The sequence below is a fragment of the Acinetobacter sp. NRRL B-65365 genome, from assembly GCF_001605865.1.
Lineage (GTDB): Bacteria > Pseudomonadota > Gammaproteobacteria > Pseudomonadales > Moraxellaceae > Acinetobacter > Acinetobacter vivianii.
In genome coordinates this window covers 133,430-150,328 of record NZ_LRPD01000067.1, presented here as the reverse complement: position 1 = coordinate 150,328, position 16,899 = coordinate 133,430, and the positions used below count along the sequence as shown (strand labels likewise).

At 44.0% G+C, this 16,899-nt stretch carries 12 protein-coding genes and 2 pseudogenes; 3 read left to right on the top strand and 11 right to left on the bottom strand.

The features are described from left to right. Positions 1-12: 12 nt before the first annotated feature. The 9 genes from AWW72_RS17365 to AWW72_RS17325 all read right to left on the bottom strand — a co-directional run bounded on the left by AWW72_RS17365 (position 13) and on the right by AWW72_RS17325 (position 9,247). Entirely contained in the window at positions 13-1,515 is a 1,503-nt protein-coding gene (locus tag AWW72_RS17365; protein WP_004774114.1) for a UvrD-helicase domain-containing protein, read from the bottom strand. A gap of 9 nt (positions 1,516-1,524) precedes the next feature. Beyond that, complete coding sequence (gene hisIE / locus AWW72_RS17360; RefSeq protein WP_062848138.1) at positions 1,525-2,292, bottom strand: bifunctional phosphoribosyl-AMP cyclohydrolase/phosphoribosyl-ATP diphosphatase HisIE; 768 nt, start codon at positions 2,290-2,292, stop codon at positions 1,525-1,527. Positions 2,293-2,383: 91 nt separating this feature from the next. Continuing rightward, positions 2,384-2,764 (bottom strand): VOC family protein, encoded by a 381-nt coding sequence (locus AWW72_RS17355; protein ID WP_062848137.1) that lies wholly within the window; start codon positions 2,762-2,764, stop codon positions 2,384-2,386. 12 nt (positions 2,765-2,776) lie between these two features. Further along, positions 2,777-4,093, bottom strand: coding sequence for an FAD-dependent oxidoreductase (locus AWW72_RS17350; RefSeq protein WP_062848136.1), 1,317 nt, complete (start codon positions 4,091-4,093; stop codon positions 2,777-2,779). 107 nt (positions 4,094-4,200) lie between these two features. Beyond that, positions 4,201-4,800, bottom strand: coding sequence for a cytochrome b (locus tag AWW72_RS17345; RefSeq protein ID WP_062848135.1), 600 nt, complete (start codon positions 4,798-4,800; stop codon positions 4,201-4,203). Between the two features lie 263 nt (positions 4,801-5,063). Further along, complete coding sequence (locus AWW72_RS17340; protein ID WP_004774121.1) at positions 5,064-6,683, bottom strand: ABC1 kinase family protein; 1,620 nt, start codon at positions 6,681-6,683, stop codon at positions 5,064-5,066. An 18-nt stretch (positions 6,684-6,701) separates the two neighbouring features. Beyond that, positions 6,702-7,376 carry a ubiquinone biosynthesis accessory factor UbiJ gene (locus AWW72_RS17335; protein ID WP_062848134.1) on the bottom strand — a complete coding sequence of 225 codons (675 nt, stop codon included), beginning with the start codon at positions 7,374-7,376 and terminating at the stop codon, positions 6,702-6,704. A 10-nt stretch (positions 7,377-7,386) separates the two neighbouring features. Continuing rightward, positions 7,387-8,328, bottom strand: a complete 942-nt coding sequence (ubiE, locus tag AWW72_RS17330; RefSeq protein ID WP_062848133.1) for a bifunctional demethylmenaquinone methyltransferase/2-methoxy-6-polyprenyl-1,4-benzoquinol methylase UbiE — start codon at positions 8,326-8,328, stop codon at positions 7,387-7,389. 211 nt (positions 8,329-8,539) lie between these two features. Beyond that, on the bottom strand, positions 8,540-9,247 hold the full coding sequence (locus AWW72_RS17325; protein WP_212815510.1) for a DUF8198 family protein: 708 nt from the start codon (positions 9,245-9,247) through the stop codon (positions 8,540-8,542). A gap of 207 nt (positions 9,248-9,454) precedes the next feature. Here AWW72_RS17325 and pap point away from each other — a divergent pair, with 207 nt between their 5' ends. Next, the gene (gene pap / locus AWW72_RS17320) at positions 9,455-10,873 is read left to right on the top strand and encodes a polyphosphate:AMP phosphotransferase (RefSeq protein WP_062848167.1); all 1,419 of its coding nucleotides are present in this window, start codon (positions 9,455-9,457) and stop codon (positions 10,871-10,873) included. A gap of 27 nt (positions 10,874-10,900) precedes the next feature. Here the strand turns inward: pap and AWW72_RS17315 are convergent, their stop codons facing one another. Beyond that, complete coding sequence (locus tag AWW72_RS17315; protein ID WP_062848131.1) at positions 10,901-12,193, bottom strand: MFS transporter; 1,293 nt, start codon at positions 12,191-12,193, stop codon at positions 10,901-10,903. A gap of 264 nt (positions 12,194-12,457) precedes the next feature. Beyond that, on the bottom strand, positions 12,458-12,964 hold the full coding sequence (locus AWW72_RS17310) for a hypothetical protein (protein ID WP_047431420.1): 507 nt from the start codon (positions 12,962-12,964) through the stop codon (positions 12,458-12,460). A 190-nt stretch (positions 12,965-13,154) separates the two neighbouring features. Here AWW72_RS17310 and AWW72_RS17305 point away from each other — a divergent pair. Together AWW72_RS17305 and AWW72_RS19870 are read left to right on the top strand one after the other, a co-directional pair. Next, a pseudogene (locus tag AWW72_RS17305) lies at positions 13,155-15,642 on the top strand (exodeoxyribonuclease V subunit gamma); the annotation flags it as partial. Positions 15,643-15,746: 104 nt separating this feature from the next. Then, positions 15,747-16,856 (top strand): annotated as a pseudogene (locus AWW72_RS19870) (exodeoxyribonuclease V subunit gamma); the annotation flags it as partial. Between the last annotated feature and the right edge of the window lie 43 nt (positions 16,857-16,899).

Sequence of the window (16,899 nt, the reverse complement as noted above, 5' to 3'; positions counted from 1 at the left end):
ATCATGAGCGCTTTAACCTGCTGACTGACGAAGACTTGAGGGCGCCCGCTGTTTTAATTGTTGTATTAAGTCGTATAAATGATGAATATTTAAACTTACTTTAGCACGCGTGCAGGCCACGTAAAGTAGTCTTAACTCTTCATCTGTAATTTTATGTTCCATACCATTTATTTTAAATTGGTAATCGTCTTCGATATGGACGCGATTCCATTCCAGACCTTTGGCTTTGTGTGCAGTTGAAATGACATAGTCTGCCTGTTCAATCGGCGTAATTTTTGCCAATGCTTTTTTCAGCGGTTCAGTTCCGTGATCATCAACCAGCTTCACTAAAGGTTTGATATCGCTACCATCATTGGTTTCACAATATTCATGCACATCATGCCATGAGTTGAACCAAGCCAGTTCAGGCACATCGGTAATGCGTTTACCTTGTTTAAGCAAACTTGCGGCATCGACAAAGCGGCTCAGTTTTTGATGATCGGCTTGCAGGCTGACTTTATCGCCATGTACCAGACCAGAAAGCAGTAACTCCATCGCGCGGGCATTGGTACGGCAGAGGATGGCATCACGCATTTTGGTGTGCGGTTTATTCACCACACTCGATTTTACATTTGGATTGCCGAGTAAGGGAACGGTTTCATTCAATGCACCCAGCAAGCTGTTGGCAACATCGGCAATCGCTTCACCAAAACGGAAAGAGGTGGTGAGGCGACTTTCAGGCAAAGGCATTTGTTGCATGGCATTGATTGCACCACGCCATGCATAGATTTGCTGATGCGCATCACCAACATAAATCACTTGGGTACTTTTTTGACGCAGTAAAATGCCCAACATCAATGGGTCTGCATCTTGTGCTTCATCGAACAGCACATAATCTGCAGGAATATTCGGTTCTGATAAAGCCCATAGTTTCAGGTAAATATCATGCCCGATTCCAGCCTGATGATTCGGATCAATCGATTCCAGCCAACGGCGTTCTACCGCAGGGTAAAGGTGCTGCTGTAAGGCTTCAATATCGTCCAAATGTAACCAGCTCGGTGCCTGAATATGACGTGGGGCAGGGTATTGGGAACTGGTCGAGCAAAAGTAGCTCACCGCATTGGCCACCAGACTGGCCAGACGGCTGGGCATCAACACATATTTTTCATAACGTCCGCCCATCAAGCGGCGCAGAGTAATTGGCTCTAAGCGATATTCTTTGGCAATAAAACTTGGGCTGAGACGGGGCAGACGTAATTTGTCGGTGACTCCACGTGGAACACTGCGAAATGCCAGTGAGTGGAAGGTACGACAGTTTACGTTGCCATGAAATTTATTCTGTGCTTCTGAAGCAATCGCCTTGTTAAAGGCCAGATACATACCACGCCGTTCAGGCATGGCATCACTGATCATTTGCAAAGTGGTGGTTTTACCTGTGCCAGCATACGCAATCACTTTAAAAGATTGACCTAAACGGGCATTGTCTATGGCAATCGCTTGCTCATAGGTGGCTTTTGGTTTTTCTATATTTGACACAGGCTCTATTTACGCTTCTTTACTACGGTTCGCTTTTTCAACTAAACCAGACAAACCTTGGCGACGTGCCAGCTCATCCAGTACCACTTGCGGATCAAGGTCGAAATAACCCAGCATGACAATACTGTGGAACCAGAGATCAGCGACCTCATAAACCAGATCGTGTTTATTTTCTAGTGAGGCATGTACTGCATAATCTTTGGCAGCGATAATGCTTTCGACACTTTCCTCACCGACTTTTTCTAAAATTTTATTGATGCCTTTTTTGTACAGGCTGGCAACATAAGAGTTATCTGCTTCGGCATTTTTGCGTTCTTGCATCAAACGCCCGAGATAAGCAAGCACATCAACCTGTTCACTTTGAACGTGATCATGTGCTTCAACTTTTGCAGATGCGCCGTAAATCGCTGTTGGATCTTTGAGTTGGGCATCTACGATTTCCCAACCTTGTGGGGTGAGCTTGCGATAGAAGCAAGATTCACGACCCGTATGACAGGCAATGCCACCATGCTGTTCAATTTGTAGAATAATGACATCGGCATCGCAATCCAGACGAATTTCATGCACGGTTTGAAAGTGCCCAGACTCTTCGCCTTTGTGCCACAACTTTTGACGTGAACGCGAGTAATACACCGCCTGATTTTTTTCAGCAGTGAGTTGCAAAGCCTCACGATTCATCCACGCAACCATTAACACTCGACCAGTTTGATGATGTTGTGCAATGGCAGGAACAAGACCATTGGAATCAAATTTAACTTCATCTAACCAGTTTGACATGAGTGAAAATCCATTGGGTGGAAAGCAGCTAGTGTAGCGTTTGTGGCTGGGGTTGGCTATGCTTGTGGGGTAAAAAATCGTGGATAGGGCATTAAAGAGCGTTTGAAATTTCAATCAAATTCTGATCTGGATCACGAAAATAAATCGAAAGGATTTTGCCCATCGCACCTGTTCTTTGCACAGGGCCTTCAATGATTTCAATCTGCTGTGCCTGAAGGTGTGCAATCACTTCATTCAGTGGTGTTTCCGCAATAAAACATAAATCGGCTGAACCTGCGGTTGGTCGAAATGCTTTAGGTTCAAACTCTTTGCCGACTTGATGCAGATTAATTTTTTGAGTGCCGAATTGTAGTGCCTTGCGGTTTTCACCGAAATCAATGACTTCAAAATTCAGGGCTGATTGATAGAAATTACAAGTTGTCTCAATATCGGCAACGGTCAGAACCAAATGATCTAGATGACTAATTTTCATATTTCACTGTGCTCATTCATATTCAGGGACAGATGCATTGGTATTTTTCAATGCATGGTTTGATCCAGCATAATGTGCCACTTGCTGATAATCCAGTTGCTGAAATAGTCCCGTTTTTAAACCTGAAATGGTGATTGCCATTTCTTTACGGAAGTAGGGAATTTGATACATCCATGGGAAAGTCAGATCGCGTATGCCGCCCGCCCACCAATGATCGGATTGATACAATGGCGTTAATAATCGGCTGAGAAACTGGTAGAACTGGGTCGAAGAACGTCGATGTTGATGGTAGTGTTGCCAGAGCATCGGCCAGTCAGTTTGCTGATGATGGGTTGCAGCCTGTAAGGATTGAGAAAAAGCCCATGCATCCAGTAAAGCCATATTGGCACCTTGTCCCAGTTGTGGGCTCATGGCATGGGCAGCGTCACCGATCACACCGATTCGACCTTGTCCAAATTGTGACATCACCACATCACGGTATTGAGCGGAAAGCCATTGAGGTTGATTCTGTTCATTTGTCAAAAGCTGTTTGAGCCATTCTCCAACTTCAGACCAACGATCGCCGACTTGCTTTAACCATTGTTGTTTCGCCGATTCATCTTTTAGGAAAGCACCCAGTTGCGGGGTAGGCAAACTCCAGAACACGCTAGAAAGACGTTGCTGTGGAGCGGTCGGGATTGCACCTGTAGGCAGCACACCCATCATGATTTTGGAGCGATCATAGAATTGATGCAAAATTTCAGGATTTAAGTTTGGGCATTCTGGCACGATACTCCATGCCGCACCCCACGGATAAGCCTGATCCACTTTTACCCATGCTTTAGGGCGTAACTGGCTACGTGCACCATTGGCAATCAGTACCGCATCAAAATGTTCATCAAATTTCTGTTGCTGATACGTACCGAATAGCCGAACTGCATGAGTACTTTCCTGAATCTGGTCGATCGAGTGATTCATCCGCCAAGTGACATGACTAGAATATTCAGCCAGTTTTTGGGTGAGAACGTGACATAAAGTTGCACGATGAATGCCGAGTCCATATAGATTGCTGCCTGCCTCACGATAATGACTATTTACCAACAGTCGTTTATCTGCAAGCTGACCTTCTAATCCTGTGACTCTCGCGCCTAATTTTAGTGCAGATTCAAGTACACCTAGATGTTCAAATACGGCTAAACCTGCGGGTTGTAAAAGTAAACCTGCACCTACAGGGGAAAGTTCATCAACCTGCTCAAATAGCGTGACTTGATTGCCTGCACGTGCAAGTAAAATGGCTGTGGCAAGTCCAGCAGTACCTGCACCGACAATCGCAAAGTGTGGAGTTTTCATTGCTTATTCTTTTAAAGTCTTTATTGGCATGTTCAGTCATGATCTTAACTGATCTGCACGACTTTTTAAAAATGAAAATCTAAGCACTTTTTAAATAATAGATGGGTTTATTTAGGTGGATTTTGCCCAGTGGTCATTTTGAGGAGGGTGCGGTCTTTTTTGATAAAGTGGTGATACAGCGCTGCGCCTGCATGCCCAAGGATCAACATCCAGATCAGCCATTGTCCAAGAATTTGCTTATGAATAAAATCAATTGGTTGCTCAAATTCTTCAAAGGTTAAGCCCAGGCCTTGTGAAATCCAGCTTTGGAACAGGGCTGTATGCTCAAATTGGGGGATCTCAAACAGGAAAAAGAATTCCGTATTTACACTGGTACCTAGATAACCTGTTAATGGTGCAATGATCATAATGGCATATAAGGCAAAATGCCCTGCATGCGCTGCAAAAGTCATGAGCGGGCTGGCAGGTTCTAACTTCGGTTGTGGATTGCTGAGACGCCAGATCACGCGAAGGATAACAAGCACCGCAATACTTACGCCCACAGAAAGATGCATTTGTAGAGCAGTCCAGTTTTCAGCTGTACCTTTTTCGGTAAACCAATGGCGGTAATAAACACTGCAATAGGCACATAAAAATAGCAATGCTGTGGTCCAATGTAGCCATTTTGCAATTGTGCCGTAATTCTCTGCGCTATTCCTTAAACTCAAATTTGCATCCTTTCATCTATTTTTTAATTTGATTGCCTTAGTCGTAACTTCGATGAGCAATCAGCAAAAAATGATCATCTACTTCTCAAAACAGGAAAAGGGCTTAGGTAAGGCTGGCCTAAGTTCAATATAAAATTTTCCTGAAATGATTTTTAAATTGAAAATTGGCTGCATTTTTGCTGGGTTTTAAGAAAAAATGAATTTGAGGACAAAAAGAAAGGCTATATCTATCGATACAGCCTTTGTTTGATTTAAAGCAGAATTTATTTCGCAATACGCCAAAGCGCCAACAGGCTACTCAGCACAATCAGGACAATGGAAATAAACCATGGTGTAATAATGGCAATGGTCAGCAAAATCAGCATGGTGCTGCCAAACATCCAGCTGCGACGTTGCTGTTGCTGCATTTGCAAACGCATGTGCTGGATTTCACGAAGTTGCTTGTCATGCCATGCAGACTGGTTTTTTAATCCATTCAGACTATCGATCAACAGGCTTGGAATGTCTTGCGCGCCAAGTAATAGATCTGGGATTTGCTGGCCCAGTTCTTTGACATTCTTGACGGGGTTCATATTGGCTTTCACCCATTCGGTCAGAATCGGTTTTGCTAGTTTCCAGATATCCAGTTGCGGATAAAGATCAGTACCCAAACCTTCCACATGCACCAGTGTCTTGAGCAGTAGCATGAGTTGTGGTGGAATTTCCAGATGGAAACGACGGGCAATATCCATGACCTGAATCAGGATACCTGCAAAATCCAGTTGATCCATCGGCTTTGAAACCATTGGCCCAACAGTACGGCGCATTTCACGCGATAATGCATCCTGATCCGTACCCGGTGGAATCCAGCCTGCCTGATGCACGATTTGAATCAATTGCATAAAGTTGCTGTTCATTACGGCAAGCAACATACGTGCAACCGTCATCTGGTCATGTTTGGACAGTTCACCCATGATGGCACAGTCCAGCGCAATAAAGCGTGGATTGCTTGGGTTAATGGTCTCGACAAAGACATTTCCCGGATGCATATCTGCATGGAAAAAATTATCTCGGAATACTTGGGTGAAGAAAATGGTCAGGCCTTTTTCTGCCAGATCCGCACGATCCATGCCTAAACGGTCAAAGGTCGCGATGTCAGAGATCGGCACGCCAGTAATACGTTCCGCTACCATTACATCTTTACTGTCCATATAGACTTCAGGCACGTACATCATGCTTGAACCCGTAAAGTAGTGACGCATACGACGGGTATTATCGGCTTCCAGACTCAGGTCAAGCTCATTTAAAATAATCTGACGATAATCTTGAATAATCTCTGTCAGATGCAAGGCACGGGCTGCTTCCAAACGGTTTTCCAGCCAGTCACCTAACCAAGCCAGAATTTCAAAGTCTTGTAAGATTTGACTGCGAATATCAGGACGAGTGACCTTGACTACGACTTCGCGACCATCATGCAAAGCTGCTGTATGCACTTGTGCAATCGAAGCGGCAGCAAGCGGTTGTTCATCAAAGCGGGAGAACAGGGTGGTCACATCTGCTTTAAGTGATTCCTGAATCCGTTGTTTTGCCAGTTGGGTGTCATAGGGCTTGACTTGATCTTGCAATAACACCAGTTGCGATAATACTTCTGGTGGAATCAGGTCGCGGCGTGTAGACAACAGTTGTCCCAGCTTAATCGCCAGCGGCCCCATTTCTTCAAGCGCTTCTTTTAGTTTAAGCGGATTCTTCTTTTCACGACTTGACCAAGCCGCGGGATGCATTTTAATGATATTTAATGCATGACGTGCTTTAACTGGTAATTCTTCCGCAGGGAACAGGGTATCAAGGCGATAGTGTGCTGCGATACGCCAGAGTTCGTGTAACCGTGTAACATGCGGAATCATATAAAGTCTTACCTAGTCTTATGTGGGTTGCTTTTGTGGATTGAATTGAGCATTGAGCTGTTGAAGCTTGGCTTCCAGACGATCAATTTCCTGATTGAGTTGGCGGGTCTCTCGATTGAGATCATCCATTTGCCAACGTGGGGCAAATAAACCGCTATCTTCTTTTAAGGCATCTTCAACAAAAAATAAATGGCTTTGTAGTGAGCGTTTTAACTGTTTCGGTGCAAGTTGCACTTTACCCAACTCATGTGCCAGTTGTGGACCGATCCACGGGGATAAATGCGCTGCGAGATCTGGCTCTGCTTGCTGCATGATTTTTTGAATATCCTGCAATAAGTGATAATCACCTTGCAATGGAATATTGCCAATCTGATCCATGTCGCTGAGCAATAATTTAACCAACTCAACCGTATTTTCAACATGTAAGGTTGCTGTTGCATCCGTAAGTTTATGCTGAGGATCAAAAGGGCGCTGTTCAAAAATAGAAGGGCTTTGACTTTGTCCCGTCACGGTCGGTTCGAGACGAACTCTATTCTCATCAAAAAACACATCAACCGAGAGTTGTGGGCTATCGATCACAACACGTAATAATTGACCTTGTAACTGATTGATCTGAATGCGCGTAATCGCATCCAGATCAATCACATGATGAATGATACGTTCGACTGCACCGAGTGCTAAAATCGACCACATATCTTAAACCTTAAAGTTTGAATCCACGATGAACCGCAACAATACCACCTGTTAAGTTGTGATAGTCACAGCTTTGGAAACCTGCATTTTCCATCATTCCTTTCAGGGTACGCTGGTCTGGGTGCATACGAATCGATTCAGCCAGATATTTATAGCTTTCTGAGTCATTGGCAACCAGTTTGCCCATGATCGGCAATGCTGTGAATGAATAAAGGTCATACAGCTTTGAGAATGGCTCAAACACTGGCTTAGAAAACTCAAGAATCAATAGGCGGCCGCCTGGCTTAAGCACGCGATACATGGCTTGTAACGCAGCATCTTTATCAGTCACGTTACGCAGACCAAAACTAATGGTAACTAAATCAAAACTGTTGTCTGCAAATGGCTCTAAAGTTTCAGCATTGGCAAGTACGAAATCAACGTTAGTGCAGCCTGCATCAATCAGACGATCACGGCCAACATTTAACATTGATTCGTTGATGTCTGATAAAACAACATGACCCTGCGGTCCAACTTCACGGCTGAATACTTTAGCTAAATCGCCGGTACCACCTGCGATATCCAGTACGTGCTGACCACGACGAACGCCTGACATATTAATCGCAAAGCGTTTCCATAGACGGTGAATACCAAATGACATCAAGTCATTCATGATGTCGTATTTGCTGGCAACGGAATGGAACACTTCGGCAACTTTTTGTGCCTTATCATCACTACTCACGGTTTGATAACCGAAGTGTGTGGTTGCACCAACGTTGCCTGTATTGGCACCGCGCGGCAAATTATATTTTGGAATAGAAGCTGTTGAGGTCGGCGCTGCATCTTGTTGTAGAGACTGTTGCTGACCTTGTGGTGTGCCTTGTGGAAGTGGCGTGTTTAAGAAAGGGCTGACTTTGTCTGAACTTGGGTTTTGCTCAACTTCTGGGGTAGGCTGTTGGTTTTCGTTAGACATTGTTTTCTCCTAAACTTTCGCTCTAGCGGCACGAATCAGCAAGCATGATGACAGATTTTGTATCTTTTTACAGGGTTTCGCATGTAATTGATATGAATAATATACAGAAAGTCACTTTCTCAAAAGGGTTTTAATTTTTCTTAAGATTTGAAAAGACTCATTTTTCTATTTCAGCCATCATATGCGTGGCTGAAATAGAAGCAGACTTATCCTAGCCACGGAATGGATTTGGGTGTCCTGCATGAACTTTATCAATAATTTCACGCTCTTTTTCACTGAAGGTTTTGATAAAGGTTGCCGCAGATTTCATGGGTTTCATCGCAGCGAAACCTTCCTGAATAAACTCATACATGCCATCAAACTGGTATTTATGTGCGATGCCTTTGCACATTTTAAAGGCAGCATACATCATGGTTGAACGCATATATTTATCAAGCGTCAGGCCTAATTCATCCAGCAACTGGAGTTGTTCATAACGCGCTTCACCCTGATCGAGTTTGATCAAGGTCTGGCGCATGATCTCATCCGTTAAAGGTGTTTCGAGGGGATAATCTTCTAACAGCTGCTGGGCAACTTGCTCATCGAGTCGTGTTGCAAGTACCGCTAAACTCACTGATTTAGTGCCTGTTTTAATCGCATTTTCCGGGAGAAGGCTTTCGGCTTTATGGGCATATTTGAGCAGACGTTCGATTTGTTGCGCCATTGCATCAAAGTCTGGCCCACCATATAAGCGATTTAAAAAGTACGCTGCCATAAGCTGGTTCTTGGGTTCGGCAAAAAACTCGGCATGCGTCTCGGCAATACGTGCTTTCATCCATGCCTGTACTTCATGCAATCTCTGCGCAATCGCTGGATTCTGGTGGTAATTCAAAGATTGATATTGTAATAAAAGTTGATCAAATGCAGCGAGTTTTGACATGTTCGAACTCAAAGAAAATAAAACGATAAAATCATAGGCATCATCATAGCGGAGAACCATGACAGCATAAACTTTAAATGCTTAATAATTAGTCACTATAGCCGTGTCGGTACAGTCAACATAAACTGTACACGGGGTTTTCCGTGAACATTTATAGTTTGAACCATAGCAATTTTAATTTTAATAATGAGCCAGTTAGAGCAGCACATGAGTAAACAACAACCCACATTTGAATTACGTGACGAAGATGAACTCTCTTTAGAGCTGATTGAGGCGCAATATGCATTAAAAGAAAGCCGTGATAAGAAAAATGCAAAAAGTGTTCTGGTTCTGGTGAGTGGTATTGAGCTGGCCGGTAAAGGTGAGGCCGTGAAACAGTTACGTGAATGGCTAGATCCACGTTATTTACGGGTAAAGGCTGATGCACCGCAATTTTTAACAAATAACCAGCCTTTTTGGCAGTCTTACACCCGTTTTATTCCTGCTGAAGGGCAAATCGTGGTGATGTTTGGTAACTGGTATAGCGATTTGCTTACCACCGCGATGCATGTGTCCAAGCCACTGGATGAAAATCTGTTTGATGCCTATATTGAACAAATGCGGGCTTTTGAACATGATTTGCAAAATAATCATGTACATATTGTCAAAGTCTGGTTTGATTTATCGTGGAAATCGCTACAAAAGCGCTTAGACCAAATCGATGCTTCGGAACAACGCTGGCATAAATTACACGGTCTGGATTGGCGGAATAAAAAACAATACGATACCTTGGAGGGCTTGAGCCAACGCTTTACCGATGACTGGTTTATTATTGATGGCGAAGATGAAAAGTTGCGTGATCAATGTTTCGCACAATATCTTTTGCAAACCTTGCAAGAGTTGCCAGAACACCAGACTAAAGTGACCCAGAAGTGGCAACAGGCAAAAATCCCACAGCGCCTATTGGAACCAGAGCAAGCCAATCTGGAAAAAGAAGATTATAAGGAAGAACTGAGTAAGCTCACCAAAAAAGTGGCGGATAAGTTGCGCTATGATGAACGTAAAGTGGTAATTGCTTTTGAAGGGATGGACGCAGCTGGTAAAGGTGGAGCGATCAAGCGCATCGTGAAAAAACTTGATCCAAGAGAATATGAGATTCACACCATTGCCGCACCTGAGCGTTATGAGTTACGCCGTCCATATTTATGGCGTTTCTGGAGCAAGCTGAATGATAGTGGCAAGATTGCGATTTTTGACCGCACTTGGTATGGCCGTGTGTTGGTTGAACGGATTGAAGGTTTTGCCTCGACGGTCGAATGGCAGCGGGCCTATAGCGAAATTAACCGTTTTGAAGAAAACTTGGTGGATAGCCAAACGGTAATTGTGAAAATCTGGCTAGCGATTAGCAAGGATGAACAAGCCTTACGCTTTAAAGCACGGGAACAAACGCCACATAAACGCTTTAAGATTACTGAAGAAGATTGGCGTAATCGGGATAAATGGGATGATTATCTCAAAGCAGCAGCGGATATGTTTGAACGAACCGATACCGATTATGCACCGTGGTATGTAATTGCGACGGATGATAAATATTCAGCACGGATCCAGGTTTTAAAAGCAATCTTGCAACAACTGAAGGCGGATTAATCCGCCTTACAGCTAACTTCAATTAAATTAATTGTTACTCGCCAATTGTGCGCTATAGCTGCGATGCTGACGGAATACGATCAGTGTCGCGATTAAACTGGTGATTGCGGCGAACATCAGCCAGAAAGCAGGCATGCTCTTATTGCCTGAGGTCTGTACCAGATAGGTTGCAATCATCGGTGTGAGTCCACCAAAAATCGAGGTGGCAAAGCTATAAGCCACGGAGAAACCAGCAATGCGGACTGAACTCGGCATCATTTCCGCTAGTGAAACCACCAGCGCACCGTTGTAGAAGCTATACAGCAAAGAGAACCACAACAGCACCATCAACATATGCGACAGGCTAATGGTATGGGTCAACCAAGTCAGTAGTGGATAAGCACTGATAAAGATCAACAAGGTTGTGGTGATTAACAGTGGTTTTCGACCAAATTTGTCAGAAAGATGTCCGCCAATCGGTAATAAAATAAAGTTACTTAGCCCAACCATAATCGTGGCGATTAAACTTTCGGTGCGGGTTAAATGGAGTACTTCTTTACCGTAAGTCGGTGTATAGACAGTAATAAAGTAGAACATCGTTGTTGTCGTCGCGACCATACACACACCTGCCAGCACAATTTTCCAGTTGGCCGCCAAAGTGCTTAGAATTTGTCGAGTGCTTGGATGTTCTTTACGCGAGGCAAAAGCTTCTGTTTCAGCCAGTGACTTCCGTAGCCAGAAAATAAATGGAATGATGGCACAGCCGACAAAAAAGGGAATACGCCATGCCCATGCATCAACCTGAGCTTTAGTGAAAACGACACTGACGAGATAGCCCAACACAGCAGCGAAGATCACCGCGACTTGCTGACTCGCTGATTGCCAACTGGTGATAAAACCACGGTTATGTGGCTCGGCAATTTCTGCCAAATAAACCGAGACCCCGCCAAGTTCAACGCCAGCAGAGAAACCTTGCGCAAGCCGACCCGCGAAAATAAGGACTGTGGCTGCAAAGCCGATACTGGCATAGCTTGGCGTAAATGCAATGATTAAAGAACCAAAAGCCATAATGCTCAAAGTCACCATTAGACCTTTACGGCGGCCGATCCGGTCAACATAAGGGCCAAGTACCAGCGCACCAATCGGGCGCATCAGAAAACTGACAGCAAACACCAAAAAGGTTTTCATCAGTGCAGCATAACTGCTATCGGAATGGAAGAAAGTCTCGCCTATCGCCTGTGCATAGAGACCGAAAAGGAAGAAGTCGTATTGTTCAAGGAAGTTCCCGCTGGTCACGTTAAAAATCGCACGGACACGAGAAGGTGATTGGCTAGTTTGCACAACGACGCTCCATCATCTAATTATCATCGAGATGTGGAGATTAAAAATACAATCTTTATGAAAGCTTAAAAAATTAAGTGAATATTAACGTAATTGTGGTGTTTTTTTATGGGTGTGTTGGTGTGATGTAAACAGGAGTCCTGAGGTGTGAAGTGAATAACACATGAATTTGGTCGAGTAATAAGGGCAATTTTCAGTTTTTCATTTCACCTGACCAAACCAATAAAAAGCAGGTATTTAAATCGATACCTGCTCGTTTTTGATTTAAGCAACAATGGTATTACGGCTTTTTTGCTGAATCCGTTTTGCCAGATTATAGCAATCCTGTACATGCGCTTCAGTGATTTTACGCATCATGAAATAGCCGAGACTGGCTGCCACAAGTTGTCCGCCTAAAGGAATAAATTTAGTCACCTGTTTGGTGGCAATCTTGGTGAAAAAGCCATTAAACGACTTTTTCATCGCGGTACGCGCCACCACAAAACCTGAAAACTCAAATCCGCGTTTACGTAGTTCGTCCCAGTGAACTTTTTTAGTTTCAGGGTCGTAAACACTGATATGTTCAGGTGCCAAACCAAAGCGGGCATTAATATCGGGAATAATCTGGGTCAGCATGCCCAAATCAACCACCACATCAAAGAATGGAATCGGTACAATTGCTGCACCTGCGGACCAATATGCACGTTTTTTAGTGAGTTCTAAACATTCGTCACGGATTTGTTCCAAGTTTAAACTTGGGTCAATGGAATCAGGAATTTTTTCAATTTTCATAAAGTTATACCTAAAGTCTATCCCTTGATAGTACATTCAATCGTATTGAATGGTGAATTTCAAAACAATTTTTTTGTTGGATTGTGTATTTAACGTGACTTCATGATATGAAGTTGAATGTTGTATAGTGACTATTATGGACGTTTTCGTGCAACAAAATGATCATTTTTTGATGAGGTTATATTAATACATGGGTATTCATGTTATTCAAAGTCAACGTCTTGAAGTGTTATTACAAGGCGTGATGGCATCAATTACCCAGCCCAGTGATTCACCTTTTCAGGTGTTTAAAACCCAGCATTTTATTGTCCCGAGTCCTGCACAAGAACAATGGTTAACACAGAAGATTGCTGAACAGCAAGGCATGACCGCCAATTATCAATTCCATCAGCGTATTCGTGGTTTTCAGTGGTATGCCTATCAGCAGGTGCTTGAAAATAAGGAGCAGGTGCGAAAGGCCAATATTCCACGATTAATTTTAAAATGGCGTATTCACCAAGCCTTGCAGCCCTTTATCCGTGCTGATCAGCTCGATCTTGCTACAGATCATCCTTTATATTCAATTGTGCAGCGCATTTATGACAGTGCGGCCCAATTACCGCAGGGCACAGAAAAACAGTTAAAAAAGCAGAGCATGTTGTATTGGGTGGCGGAGCAGGTGTCGCAACTCTTTAATAACTACATGATTTATCGCGGTCATTGTCAAAAAGGCTGTCGCAGTGAATGCAGTTGCACAACGAACTGGCTCTCGACTTGGGGACAGAATAAAGCACTGAATATTGAACAGCTGATCGCCAAGACGGATCAGCAGACCTCAGCCTTTAGCTTAAACCAGACCGAGCAACTGGAAGCGTGGCAACGCTGGTTATGGCAAAACTATTTCCATGATGACTTTATTGAAATGCAGGGAATTGATGCTGATTTCTGGAAGACTTTAGACAATGAGCAGACACGGGCAAAAGCTTTAGCACAATTACCGAATCAGGTGATCGTTTTTACGGTGCTTGATTTGCCACCCAGCCAGCTGCAGTTTTTACGCCGTTTAGGTCAATATCTTGATGTGGTGATTTTGCACTATAACCCTTCACAAGAGTATTGGGCAGATAGTGTCGATCCCTTGTGGAAGCAACGTTATGACTTAGGCGTGAAAGAACGTTTTATTGCCAAGCATCCCAAGGCAACCGATGCAGAAATTACTGCTTTTTTTGAGCGTTTCAGTTTAGGTTTTAATGCCCTAAATCGTGAATCTCGTCATCCTTTACTCACCCGTTTAGGCAAGCAGGCGCGTGATCACTTTTCCTTGTTATCACAACTTGCAACGGGCGAGGAGGGGAAATGGGTTGATGCATTTGAAGATTATTTTCCCGAGACCTTACTGGGCAAAATCCAGTCGGATATTTTCTATCTGGCAGAGCCATTACCCGAGCAATATGAACTGGCAGCCGAGGATAAATCGGTTCAGTTCCATGTCTGTCATTCGAGCCTCAGACAGCTGGAGGTGTTAAAAGAACAGCTCTTACATTGGCTTTCCCAGTCAGATTCATCACCACGTCGTCCCAACGATATTCTGATTCTGACCCCGAATCTGGCAGAGCTTGAGCCGCTGATTCGTAGTGTTTTCCCTTCAGTACCCAATGATCATGATGTGTTCCTACCCGTTAAAATTGCAGGTGTGGCCCAGCTCGATGCACTGAATGCTTGGCGGGCAGTGCTGGGCCGTTTGCAACTGACGCAAACTCGAATGACGCAAGATGATTTTGCTGACTGGTTGAATCTATCAGCAACCCAACAGCGTTATGGACTGGATTATAGTCAGGCACAACGCATCCTGACCTTGCTCAATGAAGCGGGTTTTAAACGCGGTCTGGATGAGGAGCATCTCAAGCACAGTTTAAGTGCCGATGATCAAGATTACCGTTATAGCTTTAAGTTTGCTTTAGATCGTTTGGCTTTAGGCATTGCCGTGCCTGCGCATGTAATGGTGCAGCAAACTTTAAGTTATGCAGCGGTACAGCCAAGTGATTTTGAACTGATTGGTATTCTGATCCAGATATATCAGGATTTGTCGGTGCGACGTCACTGGCTGGTGGCGCATGAGCAAGGCCAGCGCTTACCAGTAGAGACATGGCTAAAACGCCTGAAAGCAGATGTTCAAGAGTTTGAACAGGCCGATATTGTGGCCTTAAAAGCTGTGCGTGAGATTATTCAGAAGCAGGAGCGGATGCTGACGCTGGCAAGTTATTATGAAGATATGGAAAGCCAGTTACGCCAGATTTCTTTGCCTCTGCCTTATATCATTGAAGAAATTCAACGGACGCTGGAAAGCCAGTCAGCGCAGGTTGAACCCACAGGGCAAATTACCTTTAGCCAGATTGGTCAGATTCGGCCAATTCCTTATCGACTGATTGTGATGTTGAATCTGGATACAGGAAAATTTCCAAATCGTGATAGTCATATTCCTTTTGATTTGATGGATGCGTTACGTCAGCAATTGGGGGATCGTTCTCGTCTGGAAGATGATCAGGGCGCTTTTTTAGATGCGGTCTTGTTGGCGCAGGAACAATTATGGTTGTTCTATAATGGTTTTGATGTGAATGATGGTGAAGTACGAGAGCCATCCAGTGTGTTACAAAATTTCCGTGATCACTTGGCACTGATTATAAAGCCACCCCTCTCTAAATCTCTTTCAGAGGAAGAGACTTCATTGGGGGAAATTGCTCTCAGCCCATCTTTCAAAAAGGGTGACTCTGGAGATATAGAGGATTTTTCTAAAGAATTTGCAGCCTTGCAACTCCCGACACAGTTGTATCCACTTTTCTATATTCATCGCTTACAACCCTTTGATCCATTAGGCTTTATGGCAGAACAAGGCCATATTCGTTTTAAAGATCAATGGTTTAAAGTTGCTTCGCAAATCCAGCAGGAAAAAGGCGAACGAGCGGCTTGGGTCAATACCGTTTATCCTGTTGAAAATAATGAAATGCTGATTCTGGATGGTCAGCAATGGATTCAGGATGTTACTTTTCCAGCCCGTTTGTACTTAAAAACTTTGGGTGTAGAAAACCTGAGTGCAACAGAACTCGTTGATCAAACTGAGCCTTTATTGCTAGATGGTTTGGGTAAATATGCCATTCGTCATTTTTTACAGCAGCATGATGACAAGACTTCACCTCAGTTATTACAAGATCAGTTGCCTGTAGGCAAAGTCCAGCAAAGTGCTTGGCAGCAAAGCCGCTTAGAGCAACAGCGTTTACTGGAACGTTTGCAGCAATATGCCCCAGCGCCGACAGAAACCACACAGCGTGTTTGGCGGGTGTCGAAACATTTACAGATCGGTTGTATGACCCCGAAACACATCGGGCAGGACTGGATTAGTCTGGATGCTTCAAGCGCACGTGCCAAACGTTTTGCCAAGGTCTGGCTGGAATATCTGTTGTGGCTCACGGTATTGAATCATGAGACGGCAACTGAAAAACGCCGTATCGTGGTATTTAGCGATCAGACCGTGATTTGTGAAGGTTTGAGTTCCCAGCAAGCACAGACTTATTTACATGCGTGGCTGGAACTTTGGCAAACTGCACAACAACAGCCTGTGGTTTTACCTGCGGCATTGATGTTAAAGCCACTGGAAAAAGTTAAGCAATACGAATGGTTTGAGCTGGATTCAAAGCAGGTATTAGTTGAAGACAGTCAAAAGCAGGTGCTGAAAGACTGGAATGATACAGGCGATTTCTCTGGCTTTGATATGACCCAGAATGAAGCCTGTAAGTTACATCGGGACTGGCAGTTTATTTTGCAAGAACAGGATGCAGCAGCATTATTGCAATATGCTTGTGATCACTATTCCTATCGCTTGTACCAACCTATTTTTGAATTTTTACGTGTGGAATAGCACATCGGCAACACCCGCTTGTTGAGTGCAGGAATATCTTGAT